The 22,748-nt window shown below is 56.5% G+C and carries 21 protein-coding genes; 11 read left to right on the top strand and 10 right to left on the bottom strand.

Going from position 1 to position 22,748, the window contains the following annotated elements:
- Positions 1-9: 9 nt before the first annotated feature.
- The 8 genes from LJN55_RS09300 to LJN55_RS09265 form a co-directional block, all read right to left on the bottom strand.
- Positions 10-1,185 (bottom strand): NAD(P)/FAD-dependent oxidoreductase, encoded by a 1,176-nt coding sequence (locus LJN55_RS09300; protein WP_227536097.1) that lies wholly within the window; start codon positions 1,183-1,185, stop codon positions 10-12.
- Between the two features lie 41 nt (positions 1,186-1,226).
- On the bottom strand, positions 1,227-1,781 hold the full coding sequence (locus LJN55_RS09295; RefSeq protein WP_227536096.1) for an allene oxide cyclase barrel-like domain-containing protein: 555 nt from the start codon (positions 1,779-1,781) through the stop codon (positions 1,227-1,229).
- Between the two features lie 28 nt (positions 1,782-1,809).
- Entirely contained in the window at positions 1,810-2,838 is a 1,029-nt protein-coding gene (locus tag LJN55_RS09290; RefSeq protein ID WP_133843159.1) for a pyridoxal-phosphate dependent enzyme, read from the bottom strand.
- Positions 2,839-2,859: 21 nt separating this feature from the next.
- The gene (locus LJN55_RS09285; RefSeq protein WP_227536095.1) at positions 2,860-3,582 is read right to left on the bottom strand and encodes a thioesterase II family protein; all 723 of its coding nucleotides are present in this window, start codon (positions 3,580-3,582) and stop codon (positions 2,860-2,862) included.
- Between the two features lie 36 nt (positions 3,583-3,618).
- Positions 3,619-5,226, bottom strand: a complete 1,608-nt coding sequence (locus LJN55_RS09280) for an AMP-binding protein (RefSeq protein WP_159336985.1) — start codon at positions 5,224-5,226, stop codon at positions 3,619-3,621.
- A gap of 299 nt (positions 5,227-5,525) precedes the next feature.
- Positions 5,526-5,747, bottom strand: coding sequence for a hypothetical protein (locus LJN55_RS09275; protein ID WP_133843153.1), 222 nt, complete (start codon positions 5,745-5,747; stop codon positions 5,526-5,528).
- 204 nt (positions 5,748-5,951) lie between these two features.
- Positions 5,952-6,560 (bottom strand): TetR/AcrR family transcriptional regulator, encoded by a 609-nt coding sequence (locus tag LJN55_RS09270; RefSeq protein ID WP_227536094.1) that lies wholly within the window; start codon positions 6,558-6,560, stop codon positions 5,952-5,954.
- Positions 6,561-6,842: 282 nt separating this feature from the next.
- Positions 6,843-7,883 carry a LacI family DNA-binding transcriptional regulator gene (locus LJN55_RS09265; protein ID WP_227536093.1) on the bottom strand — a complete coding sequence of 347 codons (1,041 nt, stop codon included), beginning with the start codon at positions 7,881-7,883 and terminating at the stop codon, positions 6,843-6,845.
- A gap of 232 nt (positions 7,884-8,115) precedes the next feature.
- Here LJN55_RS09265 and LJN55_RS09260 point away from each other — a divergent pair, with 232 nt between their 5' ends.
- The 9 genes from LJN55_RS09260 to pyk all read left to right on the top strand — a co-directional run bounded on the left by LJN55_RS09260 (position 8,116) and on the right by pyk (position 17,628).
- Positions 8,116-9,144: an ABC transporter substrate-binding protein gene (locus tag LJN55_RS09260; RefSeq protein ID WP_159336988.1), complete on the top strand. Its 1,029-nt coding sequence runs from the start codon at positions 8,116-8,118 to the stop codon at positions 9,142-9,144.
- Positions 9,145-9,205: 61 nt separating this feature from the next.
- Positions 9,206-11,437, top strand: a complete 2,232-nt coding sequence (locus tag LJN55_RS09255) for an ABC transporter permease (protein ID WP_159337144.1) — start codon at positions 9,206-9,208, stop codon at positions 11,435-11,437.
- Positions 11,434-12,495, top strand: coding sequence for an ABC transporter ATP-binding protein (locus tag LJN55_RS09250; RefSeq protein ID WP_159336989.1), 1,062 nt, complete (start codon positions 11,434-11,436; stop codon positions 12,493-12,495). The genes LJN55_RS09255 and LJN55_RS09250 overlap by 4 nt, the downstream gene beginning before the upstream one ends.
- 22 nt (positions 12,496-12,517) lie before the next feature.
- Positions 12,518-13,306, top strand: a complete 789-nt coding sequence (locus LJN55_RS09245; RefSeq protein WP_159336990.1) for an inositol monophosphatase family protein — start codon at positions 12,518-12,520, stop codon at positions 13,304-13,306.
- Between the two features lie 131 nt (positions 13,307-13,437).
- Positions 13,438-13,761 (top strand): antibiotic biosynthesis monooxygenase family protein, encoded by a 324-nt coding sequence (locus LJN55_RS09240; protein WP_227536092.1) that lies wholly within the window; start codon positions 13,438-13,440, stop codon positions 13,759-13,761.
- Positions 13,754-14,146 (top strand): amino acid-binding protein, encoded by a 393-nt coding sequence (locus LJN55_RS09235; protein WP_159336992.1) that lies wholly within the window; start codon positions 13,754-13,756, stop codon positions 14,144-14,146. Before LJN55_RS09240 ends, LJN55_RS09235 begins: the two co-directional genes overlap by 8 nt.
- Positions 14,147-14,148: 2 nt before the next feature.
- Entirely contained in the window at positions 14,149-14,850 is a 702-nt protein-coding gene (locus tag LJN55_RS09230) for an ArsR/SmtB family transcription factor (protein ID WP_227536091.1), read from the top strand.
- 115 nt (positions 14,851-14,965) lie between these two features.
- On the top strand, positions 14,966-16,120 hold the full coding sequence (locus tag LJN55_RS09225) for a glycerate kinase family protein (protein WP_227536090.1): 1,155 nt from the start codon (positions 14,966-14,968) through the stop codon (positions 16,118-16,120).
- A gap of 65 nt (positions 16,121-16,185) precedes the next feature.
- Positions 16,186-17,628, top strand: a complete 1,443-nt coding sequence (pyk, locus tag LJN55_RS09220) for a pyruvate kinase (protein ID WP_227536089.1) — start codon at positions 16,186-16,188, stop codon at positions 17,626-17,628.
- Positions 17,629-17,744: 116 nt separating this feature from the next.
- Here pyk and LJN55_RS09215 read toward each other — a convergent pair whose 3' ends face one another.
- On the bottom strand, positions 17,745-20,108 hold the full coding sequence (locus LJN55_RS09215; RefSeq protein ID WP_227536088.1) for a membrane-bound PQQ-dependent dehydrogenase, glucose/quinate/shikimate family: 2,364 nt from the start codon (positions 20,106-20,108) through the stop codon (positions 17,745-17,747).
- Positions 20,109-20,417: 309 nt separating this feature from the next.
- Here LJN55_RS09215 and LJN55_RS09210 point away from each other — a divergent pair, with 309 nt between their 5' ends.
- Positions 20,418-20,714: a hypothetical protein gene (locus LJN55_RS09210; RefSeq protein ID WP_133843129.1), complete on the top strand. Its 297-nt coding sequence runs from the start codon at positions 20,418-20,420 to the stop codon at positions 20,712-20,714.
- Between the two features lie 16 nt (positions 20,715-20,730).
- Entirely contained in the window at positions 20,731-21,330 is a 600-nt protein-coding gene (locus LJN55_RS09205; protein WP_227536087.1) for a hypothetical protein, read from the top strand.
- Between the two features lie 27 nt (positions 21,331-21,357).
- Here LJN55_RS09205 and LJN55_RS09200 read toward each other — a convergent pair whose 3' ends face one another.
- On the bottom strand, positions 21,358-22,656 hold the full coding sequence (locus tag LJN55_RS09200; protein WP_227536086.1) for an NtaA/DmoA family FMN-dependent monooxygenase: 1,299 nt from the start codon (positions 22,654-22,656) through the stop codon (positions 21,358-21,360).
- Between the last annotated feature and the right edge of the window lie 92 nt (positions 22,657-22,748).

The raw sequence follows: 22,748 nt of genomic DNA, 5'->3' as shown, positions 1-22,748 counted from the left end.
TCTCCTCAGTCAAAAACGTAATGCGCTGATATCCCAGCGGGGCGATTTATCACTTAACAAGTCCGCGCAGATCTGCCCCATCAGTGGCGTAAATTTGAATGCCCATCCCCCCGCAGACACCACCACGTTCTCGCCGCCGTGGCAGCGACCACGGGCGCTATCCAGGTAGAACTGCCGCTGGGGATCGGTGGGTAGCACGGCCAGGCAACTGCTGGCGTAATGTTCACGGTCGGGGGCGAGGAACGGCATGTGCCGCTGGGCGAACTCCAGTGCACGTTCGACGTGCAGCGGGTTGGCACGATAGCTCGGGCCATGCGTGTCACTGAGCGGGTCGACTTCAAAATCGGTGCCGAGGCGGTCAAAACCGTTAACCGACCAGGGATTGGGGGGAAAGCCGTAAAACAGATTACTGTCACTGGCAACCGGCTGCTGAAAAGCGAACCAGAATGGGTCATTCGCCGTGGTGCGCTCGCTGCGCAGCATACTGATACAGGCCATCTCATAGGTCGACAGTGCCAGATCGATATCCAGTTGCCCCACCAGTTTTTTACTTCCCGGACCACTGGCCACCAGCACCTTACGCGCCCGGAAACGCTGTTCTGCGCCAATCACAGTGACGCCCGTGCTGTCCGGCTCGAGTGCCACCACTTCCTGGCCGAAAGCAAAGCTGACATTCAGTTCGCTGGCCAACGCATACAGCGTGGAGAGCGTGCCCTTAACATCAATAACGCCGCCGTCGCGCTGTAAAAAACCTTCATAGTTAGCGTCAAAATGGGTGAAGCCGAAACGCTGCTCAATGGCGCGGATGCTCAGACGCTCATAGGGCAACCCCATCTCATCCATCGATTTCATTGTCTGGGTGATCTGTCCTTCATTGGTCCAGACATCCGCATCGCCAAACCACAGACTGCCGGTACGATGGATCAGTTTCCGGTCAGCGTTTTTTTCCAGCGCCTGCCATAATTTATCGGCTTCCAGCGTTAAGCGGAAAATATCAATTTCTGAATATTGCAAACGCCAGTGGCGTTCTTCACCACTTGTGCCGGCAAGTTGCGTCATCAGACCATATTTATCTAACACTAACACCTTATGCTGTTTATTTTCTCTGGCGTAATTCCAGGCCGTGGATAAACCAATCGGACCCGCACCGATAATAACAACATCCCATTCTTCAGACGTGTGCATACCTACCCCTTAAGAGTGTTTATCTGTTCTTGAATATAAAATTATTGGGTCAGTGTTTTAATTTGATCGAGTGGCACCAGCACCAGTAACGTACGATATTTCTCTCTGGGCACTTCCTGATAAAGCTGACGTACCCCCACTTTCCCCATCACATCGCCACTTACGCCTACGGCCAGCAATGACTGCCACTGCGATGCCCAGATGGCACTGGAGTTCCAGATACCTGAAGTTTCAATACGTCCCTGAGGGGTTTCGGCGGTCTCATGATAATAAGAGACCACGCTGTTATCGGCCAGCGCCGCAATTTTCCACCCGCTGCCGGTCATGGTTCCTGCGGGTTCACCTCGCTCATCAATAAAATGGTCGACGTGCGAATTCGCGTCACCCACCGTCGGCCCACTGTTGGTTTTTGAATTAAAATGAATATTTGCCATTTCCACGACGGAAATAACCGTAGCATTCGCGTAGCCTTTATTTACTGCCAGAGAATGCTCAACTTCGGTTACCGAAGAACCCTGTTCAATTTCAGCGCGAACCCAGTTTGCGAGCGCAATCAGCTCTGACAATACATTATTATTGCCCTGAATAATTTCCATGTTTTTGACCCTTTAATTAAAAATGAGGTTATGCCACCACGATATCTGACTGTTTAAACCAGGCTTCTCCTTTCTCTCTTTCCACATCACTTCCGGCGTCAGCGAACAGGGTCACCACCTGCTGACCGCGGTCAAGCGTCTGCGCCAGTTTCCACGCGGTCTTCCAGTTGGCGGCGGAGGATGCGCCAATTTTCACGCCGGTCAACTGCCAGAATTCATACATAGCCGTCAGTGCTTCGCGATAGGTCACTTCATTAAACGGCAGATTTTTTGGCATCAGCTGGGTAATAAACGGCTGGCGGAAGCCAAACCCCAGGCCGCCTGCCCCGGCAAACTTTGCCTCACCGTTAGGGGCATTCAGCGTGCCATAAGGTAACTCTGCAGGCGTGGATCCCCAGGCAATAATCTGGGGATTATCGCGGCTCAGTGCTGCATATACGCCGGATAAGGTGCCACCGGTTCCCACTGCCGATACCCAGCCATCGGCACGTGTGCCGTTCAACTGATGGAGGATCTCAGCCCCGGTCTGATGCTGATGCACGGCGGTATTCACCAGATTGAGGTGCTGTGAGAGTAGCGTCCAGCTGGGATCATCGCGGGCAATTTGCTGGCTACGGGCAATCACGCCGAGTAAAAACTGACTGCGATCCACCAGCGTCACCTGCGCATTATCGCCCTTCAGCGTTGCCACCAGCTGCTCGGGTGAGGAGTCGGGGATCACTACCTGCACGGCAATGCCACACATGTTGCCCAGTTTTGCCAGCGCCTTCGCCATATTGCCGCCGGACGAATCCAGCAGTTTCAGTTCGCCACGCGCAAAGTCATGTTGATTGATGGCATCACAAAACAGCCCGAAGGCGGTCCGGTCTTTTACCGAACCAAAAGGGTTGTTGAATTCATATTTCGCCAGAATCGTCGCGTGCCCCTGAGGGCCTGGCACCGGGATCAGCGGCGTTTTGCCGAGCGAGGCATAAAACTTTTTCAATGCCGGGAACAGCGTAAAAGCCTTTTCTGTGTCTGGCGCAGCGTGTTGAGGATTAAACAGCTCAAAGTTCATCACATCTTCCTTATCTGACTATCAGTTGAGTTGAGCCGCTGCGCATGACGGCAACAGCTGGTGTAAAAAGGCATCCAGATTGTCCTGGAAGTAAAAGTGTCCGCCCGGCCAGCGCTTAAGCTGACTTTCCGTCACCGTTGTCGACCAGGCTTCCAGCGCCGACCGTTCCACCAGCGGATCCTCTTCCCCACCGGCAATCAGTAACGGGATATCGGCGACCGGCAGGTCGGCCAACTGCCCGAGCAACATCAGATCCTGCAAAATTAAAGCGGCGACCCTCGGGCGCGTCAGTTCGTCAAGACGCATGATGCCGCTCTGTTCGCTGTAGGTGAGGATGGTGTCGAGCAGTCGCTCGCGCGCGCCCGGCTGTTGCAGCATCACCAGTTCCGACGGCACACGCTGTGCGGAGAGCACCACCCGCTGGCAGGCAAAGCGTGAATCCCATAGCGCGGTGGCCACCTGCAATGCCAGCAACGCGCCCATGCTGTGACCAAAAAATATCACCGGTGCCACGCCCAGTAATTCCCGCAGCCCGTGGCTACAGGCCGCGATCGCCTGCTGTGCACCCGACCAGGGAAGGTCTGCCTGGCGCTCTTCCCGCCCCGGATATTGCACCACCAGCAGGTCACATTCTGCCGGGAGTCGCTCACGCCACTGCTGGTAAAACGCGGCACTGCCGCCAGCATGAGGAAAGACCACAAGTTGCTGCTGTACGGGTGCAACGTTACCGGTGCTGAAGCGCATGACTGTTCTGTTATGACTGAGGGTGGTTTTCATCGTCTACGTTCGCTCTGTCATCGTGCCAGGAAGAGGCGCCTCTTGCTGCGCCAGTAACGCCCTCAAGGCCAGGCGGTCAATTTTGCCAATGCCTTTCATCGGGATGGAATCAATCAGGATCAGTCTTTCCGGGGCCTTGAAGGTGGCGAGCCCCTGCTGTTCAAAAAAACGGCGCACCGCCCCCAGGGTCAATTCGCTATCGTCGGTGGTGACAAACAGGCAGGGAACTTCGCCATACAACGCATCCGCCATGCCCACACAGGCGGCCTGCCGGATCGCCGGATGATGAAGCGCCAGCTCTTCAATTTCATTCGGTGAGAACTTCTCCCCGCCACGGTTAATCGCGTCGTTAACCCTTCCATCGATAAAGACATTGCCCTGTCGATCAACGTGTGCGAGGTCGCCGGTGCGATAAAACCCGTCAGCGGTAAACGCCAGGCTGTCGGCCAGCGGATTCTGGTAATAACGGGTGATGGTGTAAGGGCCGCGGGTAATTAATTCGCCCGAATGTCCCGGCGGAACGTCTTCCCCCTGTTCATCAACGATGCGCACCTCATCTTCAGGACACAGCGGGCGTCCCTGCGAGTGGAAACGAAGGCTGTCATCATCATCGAGAGCGTTAAAACAGAGCAGCCCTTCGCTCATGCCATAGCATTGCTGGAGGGTAATGCCGAGGGTGTCAGAGGCGGATGCGGCCAGCTCCGGTGTCACGCGTGCGCCGCCGACCTGCACATGCCACAGCGAGTCGATAAAGCGGGGACTTTCGCGCTGAACCTCCGCCCACTGCGAGAGCAGCGCCGGAACCAGCGTGGTATGTGTGACGCCACAGTAGGCGATGAAATCCAGTGCCTGCGCCGCAGAGGGCACATCGGCCAGTGCGACGGCGCCACCCCGCAACAGCGTGCCCAGCATCCCCGGGCAATTGATCACGAATCCGTGAGAAACCGGCATTACCGCGAAATAAACGGAGCGCTCAGTCAGGCCAAAAACGTCGCACCCGCAGGCAATCATATAGCTATAGCCGGCGTTTTTACGGGCGATAGCCTTCGGAAGACCGGTCGTGCCGCTGGAGAGCAACATCATGGCGATATCGTCATCGGCCATCGTCGCCAGCTTTTGCACGGGAACGGGCGCCAGCAACGCGCAGAAATCCTGCAAATTAAGATAACGTGAGTCCTGGTGGCAGTTAGCGCCCTCCTCCACCAGCACCAGATCGACATTAAGCCCCTCCTGCTGCAGATTTTGTAATACTGCCAGAGGGTTATAACGACGAGTACTGCGTTGCACAGCCAGCACTTTAGGCGTGGTCATTTGCAAAATATGACGCAACTCTTTTTCACGATAAGAGGGAAGGACAGGAACGGGGATCGCGCCGATCATCAGCGTAGCGAGCATTAATATCACGGCCTGATGCGTATTACGCAGTTGCATCGCCACGCGATCTCCCTTCTGCACACCCCGTTGCTGCAGGCGATAGCTACAAGAGGCCACGCGGTCGGCTAACTCACCGTGAGTGATTATCATGTCCTGCTCGAACAATGCCCGGCGTCGGCGGTTTTCGTGCAGCGCCGCCAGCAGGTTTTGATTCAATGAACCACCAGACTTAACCATGTTTAACTCCATCATGCGCACACTATTTGTCTGCTTTGAAAATACGGTCAACCGCAATCATGCAGGGTTACCCCCTTCTTCGGACCTGGCTTAACGAAGATGCTGTTACTCGTGCTTACTCACATGGAAGAGAAAAATTTACTTACTGGTATTTATTAGTTATGGGCCACACCACACACCACGACTGACCGTCAGTCAATTAAAAATAGATTAATTTTATATGTATTTTTCTCGCAACCTAAGCACCTTCGCTTCTGTTGCGATAACGAATCAGATAAATCCCTACTGCCCCTCTCGCTTTAGTTACCCAGTGCAATAATTTCATCAAGGGTGTAGTCATTGCTTCCCCATAACGAAAACTGCCTGCCGGTTTGCTGCTGTAATCGTGCCTGCAGAGCCACCGTTTCGGCAGAAGATAGCGCCAGATCGCGCCTTAATTGCCAGCTTCCGTCTGCCTCATCCAGCACATCTGCCGGAATGCCAATCTCATTGAGCAGGGAGATTATGTTGTTAAAATCCATAACAGTTTCACCTAATGATTAATGAAAGTGATTATTATTAGCATTGACCGCCAGTCGGTCAACAGCTTTTTTACCACAGAAGTTTGTATGGATGTAAAACAAACAATTAATAAAACTTATGTTTATGAGGGTATTCAGAAGAAGAACGAGGAAGGGAGAACAGAGGCCGGAAGGAGACGTAGTCGCGACGCCCCCTTCAGAGAATTATGGCTGGTGGTAGCCGAGTAAGCGCAGAAACTCGCAGGCAAGTTGATGGCCCAACTGCGTTTTATCGTTTTCATCAGTGACTACCGCATCATCCACCGCACCATGCATGCCGTGGTACATCAGGATAGCGGTCAGACGTGGGTTCTCAAGCTGCCAGGCACCAAAAGTGCTGCCGTGATTGAGGATTGTCAGGATTTGATCCAGTACCGCATCACGATCCTGATTACCGCGCGTGTGATAATGATGATCGTGATACAACGCATCATGCAGCGCCATGCCGTCAAAATAGGCGGTGATACCGGCATCACACCAGGCACGCAGACGCGCAACACTGTCTTCAGCGGGACAGGCATCCACGGCCAGCTGGATCTCTTCGATAAAATGCCGGGTAAAGCGCTCACGCAGTGCGGAAAGCATCTCATTTTTTGACGGGAAGTAGTGGTAGAAGGTCCCTTTTGCCACTTGCGCATCGCGCACGATGTCGCTGATGGTGGTGGCTTCAAACCCTTTAGTGATGAACAACTGCTGTGCAGCATCCATCAGTTCATCAAGACGGACTTCCGCCGGTTTCGTACGTGGCTTAGGATCTGTTTTCTTTATTTCCATTTTAACCATTTTATCAAGTCAGGACTTGAGTAAGATAGTAGACAATATTGACCTGATTGGCGAGGGGTTGTTGGGTTATAAAGAAACCTTTTCATTTTACTCACAAAAGTGCTGACAAGGGTATTAATAAAACAATAACCCTCTGCACAAAATTATAATTCCGCCTGGAGAATTGAATTAGCCAGAGAAAGCACAAAGTTTAATATCATAGATAAATAAAATATTGAATATCATTAATACGGGTCAATAATTAATACATTAAAATAAAGCACAGCGCTATTTTCATCCCCCGCGGATCGTCCCGCGCCAGATAAAATCAGCATGGTACATCCGTGTTTCGCCAGGCATCTCCTCGTCCAGCGCCGCAGGCTGGTTATCTTCACGTTGCTCCTCATTCACCAGCCACTCGACCGCGTCACGGGCAAAGCGATCAACGGGTTGGGTGAAGGTGGTGAGATGATAAGACGACCACGCCGCCTGGGGAATATCATCGTAACCCGCGACGCAGAGGTCCTGCGGGATGCGCAAGGAAAAACGGTGCCGCGCTTCATCCATAAAGCCGCAGGCCAGCAGGTCAGTCACACAGAATACCGCGTCGGGGCGATCGCGGCGGGTCAGCAGTCGGTGTGCCAGGATCTGCCCGCTCTCATAAGAGGTGGTGCCGAAACGCTCCACGCTGGCTTTTAGCCCGGCCGCTTCCGCCGCCTGAAGAAACCCACGTTCACGCGCCATCAGGCTCGGCGTTCCGGCAAGGGAGTTAGCAAATGCCACATGCTGGCAACCCGCCCGCGCAAACGCCATCACCACACGGCTGGCGGCATCTTCGTTATCCAGATTAATACTCAATGATCCCGGCAGCACATCGTTGCGGTTAATCAGTACCAGCCGCTGACCGTGTTTATGACACTGACGCGCAATGGCGCTTTCCGGCATCCCCGAGAGCACAAAAGAAGCATCAGCACGGTAGTTGATCGCCTGTTGCAGCGCCTGCGACACACTGTCATCCGAGCGGTCGGTATTGATCAGCATGGCAATTTTCCCGGCTTCCTGCAGATGCTGCGTCACCAGCCGCACGAGGCTGGCACGGTACGGTGTGGCCAGTTCAGAAACAATCAGGCAGACGAGGCCGCTGCGGTTACGCACCAGCCCGCGTGCCAGGTGATTAACGTGATAGCCCAGTTCTTCTGCGGCCTGCATGACCCTTTTCCGCGTGGCAGCGGAGACACTGGCCCCCGTCGTGAAGGTGCGCGACACCGCTGAACGCGACACGCCCGCCCTCTCTGCCACATCTTTCGCACTGACCACTGCCTTTTCCATCGCCATTATCACACCCGCCCGCTTTGTGTTGCGAATGAGTCTGTCGCACTTTGCACGGCTGTGCAATTATTTTTGTAGCGTAATTGTTTCATTTTTGTGACATGGCAACTGAAATGCGTACCAGCGCAATTGACAGCATAAATTTTGTGCATTAATTAATTGCACACACGTGCAAAACGTATGCACAAAAAACCTGGCGACAACGTATCGCCTACCCTACACACTGAAGGAGAACACCATGCATCGTATTACTCTGATGGCGGTCATCGCCGCTGGCTCTGCGCTCTCAGCCCTTCCGGCTCAGGCCGCTGAAAAGCTGAATATGATCTGCTCCGCCGATGTGGTTGTTTGTGAGCAAATGACCAACCTGTTTGAGAAACAACACCCGGATATCAAGGTCAGCATGGTGCGCCTCTCTGCGGGCGAAGCCTATGCACGCATCCGCACCGAGGCCCGCAACCCACGCACCGATATCTGGTGGGCCGGGACGGGCGATCCGCATATGCAGGCCGCCGACGAAGGCCTGACCCAGGCCTACAAGTCACCGCTACTCGACCAGCAGCAGGACTGGGCACGTAAGCAGGCGGAGAGCGCGCAGTTCCGCACCGTCGGCGTCTATGCCGGTGCGCTGGGCTGGGGTTACAACACCAAGCTGGTGGAAGAGAAAAAACTGAAAGCGCCAGCCTGCTGGGCCGATCTGCTGGACCCGTCATGGAAAGGAGAGATCCAGATGGCAAACCCGAACTCCTCCGGCACTGCCTACAATACCCTTGCCACCCTGGTGCAGATCATGGGGGAAGAGAAAGCCTTCGATTACCTGAAAAAGCTCAACGCCAATATCTCCCAGTACACCAAATCCGGCTCTGCCCCGGTAAAAGCAGCAGCACGCGGTGAAACCACCATCGGTATTGTCTTTATGCATGATGCGGTGGCCATGCAGGTGGATGGTTTCCCGGTGAAAGCCGTCGCCCCCTGCGAAGGCACCGGCTATGAAATCGGCTCAATGTCGATTGTGAAAGGGGCGCGTAACCTTGCCGCCGCCAAAGTGTGGTACGACTGGGCGCTCAGTGCAGATGCACAGTCCCACATGAAAGACGCCAAATCCTTCCAGCTCCCGTCAAATAAAAATGCGGCGATATCGGAATACGCGCCGCGCTTCGAGAATATCAAACTGATCGACTACGACTTCAAAACCTACGGTGACTCGGCCAAACGCAAAGCGTTGCTCAGCCGTTGGGATAAAGAGATCGGCGCCAGCGCCCAGTAATTCTTCCTCCCTTCCCCTCCCGCCCACGCGGGAGGCCGGATCATAAACGATCGAGGTTATGATGAATGCTCAAAACCGCCGCCTGGACGGGGCTTTCGTGCTGGGCGCACTTGCCATCCTGCTGCTGCCCTGGTACAGCCTGGAAGCCGGATTTTTCGACTTCGGCTGGCTGACAACACTCTGGCAGGATCGCGAGACGGCCCCGGCCCTTTGGCAGATTGCCCAGTTCCAGCGTCCCTGGCTGACGATTGCCGTGCTGATGCTCCTGATCTGCGCTCTGGCGCGCTTACTGCCCGTGGGCAACCGCCGCTCCTGGCTCCTGATGGGGGCCAGTACCTTTGGCGTCCTGTTTTTGCTGTTTGAAGGCCATGCGATTGGTTACACAGGCTGGAACTGGCAGTGGAGTGAACAGCTGTTCGGCGCACTCAGCGACGGCCAGCCTGCTTTTGGCGCAGGGGCGATCCTGCTACTCACCACCTTCCTGCTGCTGTTCTCCTTTGCGCTGGCAGAACGCGGCGTGCTGCGCGGTGATGCCTTTGTGGTGGCGGCAATTGTGCTGCTGGTAGCCCTGGTGACCACCTTCGTGCTGTATCCGGTGCTCAGCATGTTTGTCGCCTCCGTACAGGATGTGGACGGTTCCTTTAAGCCGGATGGCATGATCGCCAATATTCAGGACCCGGCCATCTGGAGCCTCGGCTGCCTGAACGGCAGCGGGGGCTGCGGCACGGCATGGCGTACCCTGTGGCTGGCGCTGATGACCGCCTCCGGCTCTACCCTGCTGGGTCTGGCCTTTGCGCTGGCGGCGACCCGCACGCCGCTGCCGTTTAAGAAAGCGCTGCGCATGCTGACCGTGCTGCCGATCATCACGCCGCCGTTTGTTATTGGCCTGGCGCTGATGCTGCTGTTTGGCCGGGCAGGCGTCGTGACAGAACTGCTCGCAACGGTGTTTGGTATTGAGCCAGGCCGCTGGCTGTATGGTCTGACCGGGATCTGGATAGCCCAGGTTCTCTCTTTCACGCCGATTGCCTTCCTGGTGCTGATTGGTGTGGTTGAAGGCGTCAGTCCGTCACTGGAAGAAGCCTCGCAAACGCTGCGCGCTAACCGCTGGCGCACCTTCCGCTACGTCTCGCTGCCGCTGATGGCACCGGGCCTGGCGAATGCGTTCCTGATCAGCTTTATCGAAAGTATGGCGGACTTCGGCAACCCGATGGTGCTGGGTGGCAGCCACGGCGTGCTCTCGACCGAGATCTTCTTCTCGGTGGTCGGGGCGCAAAACGACCCGAGCCGGGCAGCGGTGCTGGCGATCATCCTGCTGTGCTTTACCCTCAGCGCCTTTATTCTCCAGCGACTGTGGCTGTCGGGTAAAAACTTCGCCACCGTCACCGGCAAAGGCGACTCCGGTCAGCACTGCGGTCTGCCTCGTGGCCTGCGTTATGGCGTTTACGCACTGGTGATCCCGTGGGGCCTGTTCACGCTGGTGATCTACGGCATGATCCTGATTGGCGGATTTGTACAGTCGTGGGGCCTGGACAGCAGCCTGACGCTGGCGCACTACGCCCGTGCGTTCGGCTTCCACTGGAACGAGGGGCAGATGGTGTGGACCGGCGTGGCCTGGAATTCGTTCTGGACCACCATGGAAATTGCGCTGATTGCGGCTCCGCTGACGGCCATTGTCGGCCTGCTGACCGCCTGGCTGATCGTACGGCAGAAGTTTGCCGGGCGTTCGACCTTTGAATTTATGCTGATGCTCAGTTTTGCCATTCCCGGCACCGTCATTGGTGTCAGCTATATTATGGCGTACAACCTGCCACCGCTGGAGATCACGGGTACAGCGCTGATCCTTGTCGCCTGCTTTGTTTTCCGCAATATGCCGGTCGGCGTTCGCGGGGGGATTGCCGCCATGAGCCAGCTCGACCGCAGCCTGGATGAAGCCTCGTTAACATTAGGGGCCAGCAGTTTCCGCACGCTGCGCAAAGTGATCCTGCCACTGCTGAAACCGGCGATCAGTGCCGCACTGGTCTACGCCTTTGTGCGGGCGATCACCTCCATCAGCGCCGTCATTTTCCTTGTCAGCGCCCAGTACAACATGGCCACCTCTTATATCGTCGGACTGGTCGAAAACGGGGAATACGGCGTCGCTATCGCTTACTCCTCCGTCCTTATTGTGGTGATGCTGGCGGTGATCCTCACCTTCCAGCTGCTGGTCGGTGAACGCCGCCTGCGCCGCGCTACCCGCATTGCCACAGCACCGGTGGCTCCACCACCGGCATTACATCAGGAGAGTGCCGTATGACGACCATTCGTTCCGGCTCGGTGGTGTTTGAGAACGTCACCAAACAGTTTGCCGATTTCAACGCCCTGCCCAACTTATCGCTGACGGTTGAACCGGGCACGCTGGTAACCCTGCTCGGCCCCAGCGGCTGTGGCAAAACCACCACCCTGCGCCTGCTGGCGGGACTGGAACACCCGACCTCCGGGCGTATTCTGATTGGCGGTAACGATGTGACGCATCTGCCCGCTAACGAGCGTGATGTGGCGATGGTGTTTCAGTCCTACGCGCTGTTCCCGCATATGAGCGCACTGGATAACGTGATGTACGGCCTGCTCTCCGGCGGAATGTCGAAAAAAGAAGCCCAGGACCGCGCGCGTGAAGGGATGAAGCTGGTCGGCCTGGAGAGTATGGGCCAGCGCCTTCCTGCGGAGCTGTCCGGCGGCCAGCAGCAGCGTATTGCCGTAGCACGTGCGCTGGTGCTGGAACCGCAGGTGTTGCTGCTGGATGAACCGCTCTCCAACCTCGATGAACGCCTGCGCCGCCGCGTGCGCACTGAAATCCGCGATCTGCAACAGCGGCTGGGCTTTACGGCCGTATACGTGACACACGATCAGGAAGAGGCGCTTGCCGTCTCCGATAAGATTATTGTCATGAAAGAAGGGCATATTGCCCAACAGGGTGCACCGCAGGAGCTGTATCAGTCACCGGCGTCGGTATTTATCGCCGACTTTATGGGCGAGGCCAATATCCTGCCCTGCGATATCCGCCGGGTGGAAGACAGCCAGGCGGTGATCGCACTGGGCAATCGCGAGTATCGCGTACCCGGCGCTTACGCCCGCCCCGGTGCCGCGCAGCTCTCGGTGCGACCGCAGTTTATTACGCTGCGCACTGAACCGGCAGGCGCACTGAACGGTGAAGTCACCCACAGCACCTGGCTGGGGGACCACATCGAATATGAAGTGCAGACGGCGCTGGGTGCGCTGTTTATTGTCGATGTGCAGATGGAAACCCAGCTGGCACCGGGCAGCCGCGTATTCGTGGATTTCAAACCTCAGGGGCTGGCGCTGATTGCCCAGTGATCCCCATTAATAAGGACTGAACATGAGTGAAGACATTTCCCGCCGGCTGAGACTGGCGGAACAGGTAGCACGAGAAGCCGGTGCCAAAGCGCTCGATTATTTTCATCGCCGTGAAACGCTGGTGATTGAAACCAAGCGAGATGCGCAGGACGTGGTCTCGATCGCCGACCGCGAAGTGGAAATGCTGATTAACGGGCAGATTGCTCAGGCATTCCCCGATGACGGTTTTCTCGGTGAAGAGTTCGGTTTACAGGCGGGCAGCTCAGGTTTCACCTGGGTGGTGGACCCGATTGACGGCACCAGTCCGTTTGTTAACGGTATGCCGAACTGGTGCGTATCGATTGCCGTGATCCACGAAGGGCAGCCGGTCATTGGCGTGATCATGGCACCGTGCCAGCAGGAGTGCTTTGTGTCTGCACGCGGCCAGGGCGCAACGCTGAATGGCAAACCGTTGCAGGTTGATCCGGCACGCACCATGCAGAACCACGTCACCGGCTTCGGTGCCAACAGCTATGTCACCCCGGAACGCGTGGGTGAGATTGCCGCCGGGATCACCGCCGCAGGCGGCAACTTCTTCCGCAACGGGTCGGGGGCCATGATGCTGGCATACGTTGCCGCCGGGCGTCTGGTGGGCTATTACGAACCTCATATGCACGCGTGGGATTGCCTGGCGGGTTACTGCCTGGTCAATGAGGCCGGCGGCTGGACGCACACGTTTAACACCGCGGGTGAGCACCTGCTGCGCGGTGCCCCGGTGCTGGCCGTGGCACCAGGCGCCAAAGACGATTTGCTGAGGATTGCCCAACTGTAGCCCCTTCTGCGCAGTGCTTTCATGACGCCGGATAGCACTGCGCAAGTTCCCCTCGATATTTCGTTCTCCAGCGAAGTGTTCTTTTTTTAGATCAGTAAAGTGGCCTCTCCCCCTGCAATGAGAGTGTACTGATGATCGCCGTTCTTTTTGAAGCTGAGATTACCCCTGACGGGCAAGCGCGTTACCTGCAACTTGCCGCTGAACTGAACCCCCTGCTGGCCGATATTGATGGCTTTATTGCCATTGAACGTTTTCGTAGCCTGGCCGACGACGGCAAGATTTTATCGCTTTCATGGTGGCGCGACGAAGACGCCGTGCTGGCCTGGAAACAGAACGCCCACCACCAGGCCGCCCAGGCTGAAGGACGCCGCCACCTGTTTTCCTTCTACCGCATCCGCATTGCCGGGGTACTGCGGGATTACTCATCAGAAAATAAAGGACAACACCATGTTTGATATCCATATCCTGTTACCCAATGTTCCCGGTGCGCTGGCCGCGCTGGCGAGCCTGTTAGGCCGCCAGGGTATCGGCCTGGAAGGCGGTGGTGTCTTTAGCGCAGGCGAACACAGTCATGCACACTTTCTGGTGGTGGAAGGCCAGCGGGCGCGGGCTGTACTTGAGGCTGAAGGGTTTCAGGTTCAGAATGTCTGCCAGCCGCTGATCCGCAAGCTGAAGCAGGCGCGCCCGGGCGAACTGGGCGAGATAGCAACCGCACTGGCAGACGCCGGAATTTCTATCCTGACGCAGTACAGCGATCATGCTAATCAGTTAATTCTGGTGACGGATAACCCCGCTGCCGCCGAACGCGTCACCCAACAATGGGCCGTGGTGCCTGAGTAACCATGCAAAAACAGATGATAGCCGCCGACAATGAGGATGTGCTGGAGATTTCCATGGTCGCCGTCGCGGCGGCCCTGGCGGATACCTCACGGGTTAAAATACTCTGCGCCTTAATGGACGGGCGCGCCTGGACGGCGACAGAGCTGAGTGCCGTGGCGGATGTCGCCTGTTCCACCGCCAGTGCCCATCTGGCACGTCTGGTGCAAAGCCGTCTGATTTCCTGCCTGTCCCAGGGGCGGCACCGTTACTATCGGCTGGCCGGTGGCGATATTGCGCAGCTGATCGAAACCATGATGGGGGTCTCATGGCGGCGTGTTGCGGCACCAGAACCGAGCACGCCCGCCGATATGCGTTATGCCCGCACCTGCTACGACCATCTGGCGGGGGAAGTCGCGGTACAGATCTATGACGCAATGCGCGATGCACAGTGGATAACGACTGATGGCGCTGCGCTGACCGATACCGGCAGACAGCACCTGATTGAACTCGGCATTGAACCCGATGCCGGTACCCGGCGGAAACACTGCTGCGCCTGCCTGGACTGGAGTGAACGACGATTTCATCTTGGTGGCTATATCGGTGCCGCTTTATTGCAGCACGGCGAAGCGGAGGACTGGCTGGTACGGACTCCGGGTTACCGGATGGTCACGATTACCCCAAAAGGCAGGATGATGCTGAACAGACATTTCAAGCTGGCCCTGTAATTCCTCCACCCTGACCTGTGATAACCCTCTCTTGCTCCTGTAGCTGAACCCTTTTGTCTATTATAAGAAATGCCCCCACCAGGATGACCCTGGCCACCATGACATAAGGCAACCCATGATGAACAAGACGTTTGTATTAGCACCCGACTCCTTCAAAGAGAGTATGACGGCGAAGCAGGTTTGCCTCGCGATGGAGGCCGGGCTCAAGCGTGTATTTCCCGACGCCAACTATATTCACGTTCCGATGGCGGACGGCGGCGAAGGCACGACGCAGTCACTGATTGATGCCACGGGGGGGGAGTTATTCACGCTACAGGTGACCGGCCCGCTGGGTACCCCAGTAGAGGGCTGCTACGGCATTATGGGCAGTGGCGACATGGCGGTGATTGAAATGGCCTCGGCCAGCGGCATCCATTACGTTAACCCGCACACTAAAAATCCTTTGCTGACCACCACCCGGGGCACCGGGGAACTGATCCGCGCCTGCCTGGATAAAGGCATCAGGAAGATCATCCTGGGTATCGGCGGCAGTGCCACCAATGACGGCGGGGCCGGAATGGCCGAAGCGCTGGGCGTGCGCTTCTTTGATAAACAGGGCAAACGTTTAGCCCCCGGTGGCGGCGCGCTGGGTGATTTGCACCGCATTGATATTTCCGGGCTGGACAGCCGACTGGCAGAGGTAGATATTCAGGTGGCCTGTGATGTCACCAACCCGCTATGCGGTCCGCAGGGCGCATCGGAGGTATTTGGTCCGCAAAAGGGGGCAACCCCGGAAATGGTCGCCACCCTCGACCATCACCTCGCTCATTATGCTGACGTTATCTCGCAGCAACTCGGCCACGAAGTGGCAGCAACGCCAGGAGCCGGAGCCGCAGGAGGGCTGGGTGCCGGGCTGATGGCCTTCACCCACAGCACGCTGCGTAAAGGTATTGAAATCGTGGTTGAGTACAGTGGTCTGAGCGCGAAGTTGGCCGGGGCCGATTACTGCTTTACCGGGGAAGGCCGCATCGACTTCCAGACACGTTTTGGTAAAACGCCTTTCGGCGTAGCACAGACCGCCAGACAACATCAGGTTCCGGTCATTGCAGTTGCTGGCAGTATTGGCGATGATGTCGGCGCGCTGTATGACGCTGGCATTGATGCTATTTTTGGCATTATCCCGCACGCAGCGGCAATAGAATCGCTGTTGCAGGAAGGGACCACCAATATGGAGCGCACCTGCGAAAACATTGGCCGACTGATTAAAAAAACAGCGGCAGTTTCTCATTAATACCCGATTCACTGGCGTTAACGCGTCAGGAGAACAACGGGTGACATTTAACCAAGGACGTGATCATGTCTGAAGTATTGAGACGCACCAAGATTGTTGCCACGTTAGGCCCGGCAACAGACCGGGATAATAACCTCGAAAAAATCATCAAAGCGGGCGCTAACGTCGTCAGGCTGAACTTTTCTCATGGTACCGCCGAAGACCATATTGCCCGCGCCCAGCGCGTGCGTGATGTCGCCAGCCGTCTCGGCCGCCAGGTGGCGATTTTAGGCGATCTGCAGGGGCCAAAAATCCGTGTTTCGACGTTTAAAGAAGGTAAAGCCCTGCTGACGGTCGGCGATGAATTTATCCTCGATGCCCTGCTGGACAAAGGCCAGGGCGACAACCAGCGCGTGGGTATCGACTATAAATCCCTGCCCGATGATGTGGTGCCCGGCGATATTTTGCTGCTGGACGATGGCCGCATTCAACTGCGCGTGCTGCGCGTAGCGGGCGCGACGATTTATACCGTGATCACCGTGGGCGGCGTACTGTCAAACAATAAAGGGGTGAATAAGCTGGGAGGCGGCCTCTCCGCCGATGCACTGACCGAGAAAGACAAAGCCGATATTCTCACCGCCGCCAAAATGAACGTCGACTACCTTGCCGTCTCCTTCCCGCGCAGTGGTGAAGACCTGCGTTTCACCCGCCGTCTGGCGCGTGAAGCCGGCTGTAAGGCGCTGATTGTGGCAAAAGTAGAGCGTGCCGAAGTGGTGGCAACACAGGAAAGCATGGACGATATGATCCTCGCCTCCGATGTGATTATGGTGGCGCGCGGCGATCTTGGCGTCGAGATCGGTGATGCGGCGCTGGTCGGGGTGCAAAAACGCCTGATTGCACGTTCACGACAGCTCAACCGTGTGGTGATTACCGCCACCCAGATGATGGAATCGATGATCACCAACCCGATGCCAACCCGCGCAGAGGTGATGGACGTCGCCAACGCCGTGCTCGACGGCACCGATGCCGTCATGCTGTCGGCTGAAACCGCCGCGGGCAGCTTCCCGGTAGAAGCCATCACTGCCATGCATAATATCTGCCTGGGTGCGGAACGGGTGCCGGGCACGAACACCTCTAAACACCGCCTGGACGTTGAGTTCAGTAATATTGAAGAGATGACGGCGATGTCTGCCATGTACGCGGCAAACCATCTGACCGGGGTGAAAGCCGTTATTGCCATGACCGAATCCGGGCGCACGGCACGTATGATGTCGCGCATCACCTCGCGTCTGCCGATCTTCGCCCTCTCCCGCCATCAGTCCACGCTCAATCTGACAACGTTGTATCGTGGTGTCACGCCGGTGCTGTTTAACGGTCATGCCGAAGGCGTGCAGTCGGCGCAGGATGCTATCGCTATTCTGCGTGAACAGGGTTACCTGGCCTCGGGGGATCTGGTGATCGTCACACAGGGAGACAGCGTTGGCCAGATTGGCAGCGCCAACACCTGCCGTATTTCGATCGTCGACTAAGTCCCCTTCTCTCTGCGGCCTCTGTGCCGCAGCGCCGCGCAGGCACGCTGCCGAAGGTGGCCGACCAGCTTGATAATGACTGACGGGGAACGGCAGATACCGCTCCCCGGTTCAGATTACTTCAGGCGGTAAGCCACTACCGAGTCACCGGCTTTGGTGCCGAGCGAACCGTGACCACCGGCCGCAATCACCACATACTGCTGGTTATCGCTGCCCATATAGGTGGCAGGCGTGGCCTGGCCCCCGGCGGGCAGTTCGGTCTGCCACAGTAACTCACCCGTGTTGACATCGTAAGCACGGAAGAAGTTATCGGCCGTTGCACCGTGGAACACCACATCACCTGCGGTGGTTAACGGGCCACCGTGTGCCACCATCCCCATTGGGAAGCCAATCGGGAAGCGTCCCGGCAGGAAGCTGGTGTTCAGGTTCTTGGTGGTGCCCACGCGGCGCAGCCATTCGGTTTTCCCGGTTTTCAGGTCAACACCGACCATGCGGCCCCACGGCGGCGCGATGCACGGAATACCCAGGCTGGAAGAGAGCTGCTGAATATGAATGGCGTAATCACCTTCAAAGTTCTCATTCCAGTACGGCGTACCGTCTTTGGTGAACAGACGCTTGTCCGCCGTTGTCGCCGAACGTTTGATCAGGTTGTATTTGTAAGCCAGACGCACCGGTGAAGCGATCAGGATCTGACGCTCAGGATCGACCGCAACAGAACCCCAGTTAAACACCCCGATATTGCCCGGGAAGATAATCGAACCGGCTTCGGTCGCTGGCGTCCACGGATTGCCGTCATAACGCAGGGACTTGAAGTCAATACGGCAGGCCATCTGGTCAAACGGCGTCAGGCCCCACATCGCTTTTTCATTGAGCGGTGCCGGAATAAAGTTCAGCGCAGAGACGGGCTGCGTTGGGGAATATTTCTCGCCGCTGATGCCCTGCGTGGAAACATCGACCTGATTAACCGGGTACACCGGCTGGCCCGTCAGGCGGTTAAGCACAAACAGGTTGCCGGTTTTGGTCGGCAGGATCACCACAGGCTGTTTCTGGCCCTGATAGTCGATATCCAGCAGCGAAGGCTGTGACGGATTATCGCGGTCCCACAGATCGTTTTTCGAGGACTGGAAGCGCCATTTGAAGCTACCGGTTTTCAGATCCAGCGCCACCAGCGTGTCGCGGAACTTCTCGGTGTTGCTGTTGGCATCACGCGCAATGCCCACTTCATCCGGCGAGGCATTACCAAACGGCACATACACCAGGCCATTTTTCAGGTCAGCACTCAGCGTCCCCCACGCCACCGGCGTATCCTGCGGATAGCTTTGGTCGGCGGCAATCGGCTGGGTGTTTTCCGGGTTGGCCGGGTCGAAGTTCCACACCAGACGGCCAGACATCGCATCATAAGCACGGATCACCCCAGATGGATTTCCGGTATTGTAGCCGTTGTCCATGACGGAACCGCCAACAATCACCAGGTTACCCGCCACCAGCGGTGCCGCCGTTTGCATCAGAGCATGCGGGCGCACTGTGCCCATATTGGCATGCAGATCCACCACGCCGTTGTTACCGAAGTCAGCACACAGCTTGCCGGTATCCGCATCCAGCGCGATCAGTTTGGCATCGTTGCTGGCGTTATAGATACGCTTGCGGCAAAGGGCGGGCTGGGCGGGAGTACTCTCTGCCTGTGCCTCACTGCCGTCATAGTAGCTGACGCCACGGCAGGTCTGATGCTGTTGCAGATAAGAGGCATCTTTCGCTGGCTGATACTTCCACTTCAGCGCACCGGTTTCCGGGTTCAGCGCATGGACTTCATTGTGCGGCGTACAGAAATAGACGCTGTTGTTCACCTTCAGCGGCGTCGCTTCAAAAGTGTATTCCGTGGCATCTTTTTCCGCATCGCGCACGTCGCCTGTATGGTAGGTCCAGGCCACATCCAGCTTGCTGACGTTATCGCGCGTGATCTGTTTCAGGCTGGAAAAACGCAGGCCGTTGGTGGTGCCACCGTAGGCCGTCCAGTCACTGCCCGCCACATCGGTGTCGCCGCTCTGGCGCTGGTTGGTAATGTTGCCTGCCTGTGGCAATGGATCGTAAAACATCATCCCCACCACCAGCGCCACAATCAGAATGACCGTCGTGCCGAGGAAGGGATGAAAACGGCGCCCTTCCTTTTTGTACAGTGGGCGAACCACCCAGGGCAATGCCAGCCACAGACCGATCAGGCCAATGATGTCTCCGCGCGGGATCCACTGCCATTTGTCAAAGCCGACTTCATAAATCATCCACGCCAGTACCATCCACATCAATAAAGCGTAGAGAGACAAAGCGATTTTTTTATTCATAAACAGCGTGATAGCCGTGACCAGCAGGCCGAGGCCCATCAGTGCATAGAACGGCGTACCGCCGATCAACAGCAGTTGTGTACCCATGTAGAGCATCGCGATCCCGACGATCGCGATGACAATACTGGTTATCTTGTTAAGCATTGGTATCCCTTAGTGTTAAAGTGCGCAATTATTATCTGACAAATAATTACAACGTACTTACACTAATTTAACTAAAAAAATCTGATATAAAAACAAAATTATTTTAATTGTTATCGGTAACTATTTCGGTCAGGGAAGAGTTTTGCCCAACGTCAGTTTTACGAGCCTGCTCTGAAAGTTGTCATTTTCTGCCCCTTTAGCGCCCTGACTTCATCCTTTCTGTCGCACCTGCGTTTACAATCCAGGCAGATTTATTGTGTCTGGCACTTGAAAGTACGAAATGAAACGTACACAATACACGGAGGTAATATGACACTCACAGAGGTGAAGAAGCAGGCAATCAACTGCCTCAGGCAAGATGCTTATGACCATGAAGTCCGGCGGGATCTGGACGTAAAAAACCTGTTTGCGACGGGCGTGGTGGATAAGGTCTGGGTTGCTGAACTGATCAGGAAAACCAGCGGGTCGGGGTATCATTGCAGCCCTCATCATCGGGCCCCTGACGTGGATGTTCATATCTGTCGCAGCTGGAAATGCGGCGGCTGGTGGTACGTTAAATTTTATTTTATGGAACCTGATATGATTTTTATCAGCGTGCATCTGTAACAAGGAAGAGGTGACCATGAGAATTGTCAAAGAGGGCGAAACACGGACGCTGCTGTGCCATAACTGCGGTAAAACATCTGCCACCTACCGGGTACGTGATGTCGCATTCAGCGATAAGCGTGGCACGGTGAAAAATATTCTCGCCGCTGTCTGCGACCGCTGCGGTGAGGTGGCCGCTATCCCCGCGCAGTCCACCGCGCGTATCAAAGAGGCCTTCGAACAGTCCAGTTCCCCGCTGGAAATCAGAGTGCCGGTACACTACCTGGATATTCTGTATGTCGCCACGCAGAAGATTGATACCACCCTCAGCGAAAACTTCAACAAGGCTTTGATCCTCTGGTATCTGCATGCGCTGACCAGCGGCCGTTATCCGCAGCAGGAACTGAAAACATTGCTGAGCAGCGACATAGCGGATGCGAAAGCGTCAAGACGCCTCTCGATGAAAATCACGCAAAAGCAGCAGGCGGAACTCAACCAGCTGATGCAGCAGCAGGGGATGAAAAAAACCTCTGATGTGGTGAAAGCGGTGATCCTGAAAATTCATCAGGACCTGGTGCTGGAGCAGGATCTCAGCGGCCTGCCCGAGTTACGCAATATGGCTGCCGCAATCGCCTGATCAATCGCGGCCTCTGTGACACCTGTATCACCTGCCCGGCAGTCGTGCGGGCAGTTCAAGGCTGGTGCGGAAATCTTCGCCCCGATAATCTTCATCCAGCAGATGACGTTTGCGCAGCTCCGGCAGCAGGCCATTAATCAGCAGATCTTCCTGGTCTGGCTGCCCCAGCCCGTGCAGCGAAATCACATCCAGCACACCTGCGTGATAGCGCTGCTCAATGGCATCGGCCAGCGATTCCGGGGTTCCGGCGACAAACCAGTGTCCGGTCTCTTCGGCTTCAATAATCAGCTGACGCAGCGTCAGCCCCTGACGGGCATAGCGGGTAAAAATTTCCGCACGTCCACGACGTCGGTTCACCTGACGCGTATCCGGCAATAGGGATTCCGGGATCGTCCGGTCGAGATCCAGATCCTGCAAGTCAACCTCCCCGCCGAGCATATCTGCCACCTTCAGACGTCCACGCTGATAGTCAATGCGTTGATGCTTCTCTTCCAGCCGTCGTGCCACATCGGCCGGATTTTCACCCATAACTGAATGGAAAGAGTTCATGATCAGCGGCGACTGTTCACGGCCTGCCAGCAGCGCACGCCGCCGAACTTCGGCCACAAACGTACTGGCATCATCCAGCGTGGGCTGCGAGGTGTAAATCACTTCGGCATAGCGGGCGCCGAGGCTGATCCCCTCCTCCGACTGCCCGGCCTGGAACTGTACCGGACGATGTTGCGGTGGCGGGGGCACATTCAGCGGCCCCGCCACGCGGAAGAAATCACCGTGATAGTTAACCGGGTGCAGCTTACGCGGATCAAGGCTGACGCCCCCGCCGCTTTTGCGCTGCACCGCGTCCCGGTCGTTGGCGTCGAACAAGGCATTAATCACTTCAATAAATTCGGTGGCGCGGGCATAACGCGCGGCCGGAGAAGGCAGCTCGCCCCCGCCAAAATTCTCCTCACCGACCGAGGAGGTCACCGCATTCCAGCCCGCACGCCCGGCGCTGATATGGTCGAGCGTACCGATCAGGCGCGCCAGATTATACGGGTGCTGGAAGGTGGTCGTGACGGTGGCTATCAAGCCTATCTGGCGTGTCACCTGGCTTAACGCCGCCAGCGTGACAATCGGGTCCTGGCTGCCGGTGATCCCGGCCAGCCCGGCGGGGTCGCTCTGAAGCAGATCGGCGGTAAACAGCCCGGTGATTTTTTCGCGTTCAGCGGTTTGCGCCAGTGCCACGGCGCGCTGAATGCCAAAGGCGCGGTCGGTGTCGTTGGCGGCGTAAATCACGCTGCCCGCGCCCACCAGTGTTTTCAGTCGTCTGCGGTGTTGAGTCGTCACTTGAAGTCCCTTATTTCAGTCAGGTCAGAGGCTTAAAAAATAAAGGGCTGAGGTTTTTACGCCACTAAGAAAAACGAATGTGGTTGGGTGAA

Origin of the sequence: Erwinia rhapontici (genome assembly GCF_020683125.1) — a bacterium.
In the GTDB taxonomy this organism is placed as follows: Bacteria; Pseudomonadota; Gammaproteobacteria; order Enterobacterales; family Enterobacteriaceae; genus Erwinia; species Erwinia rhapontici.
This window is presented reverse-complemented; position numbering and strand designations above follow the sequence as displayed.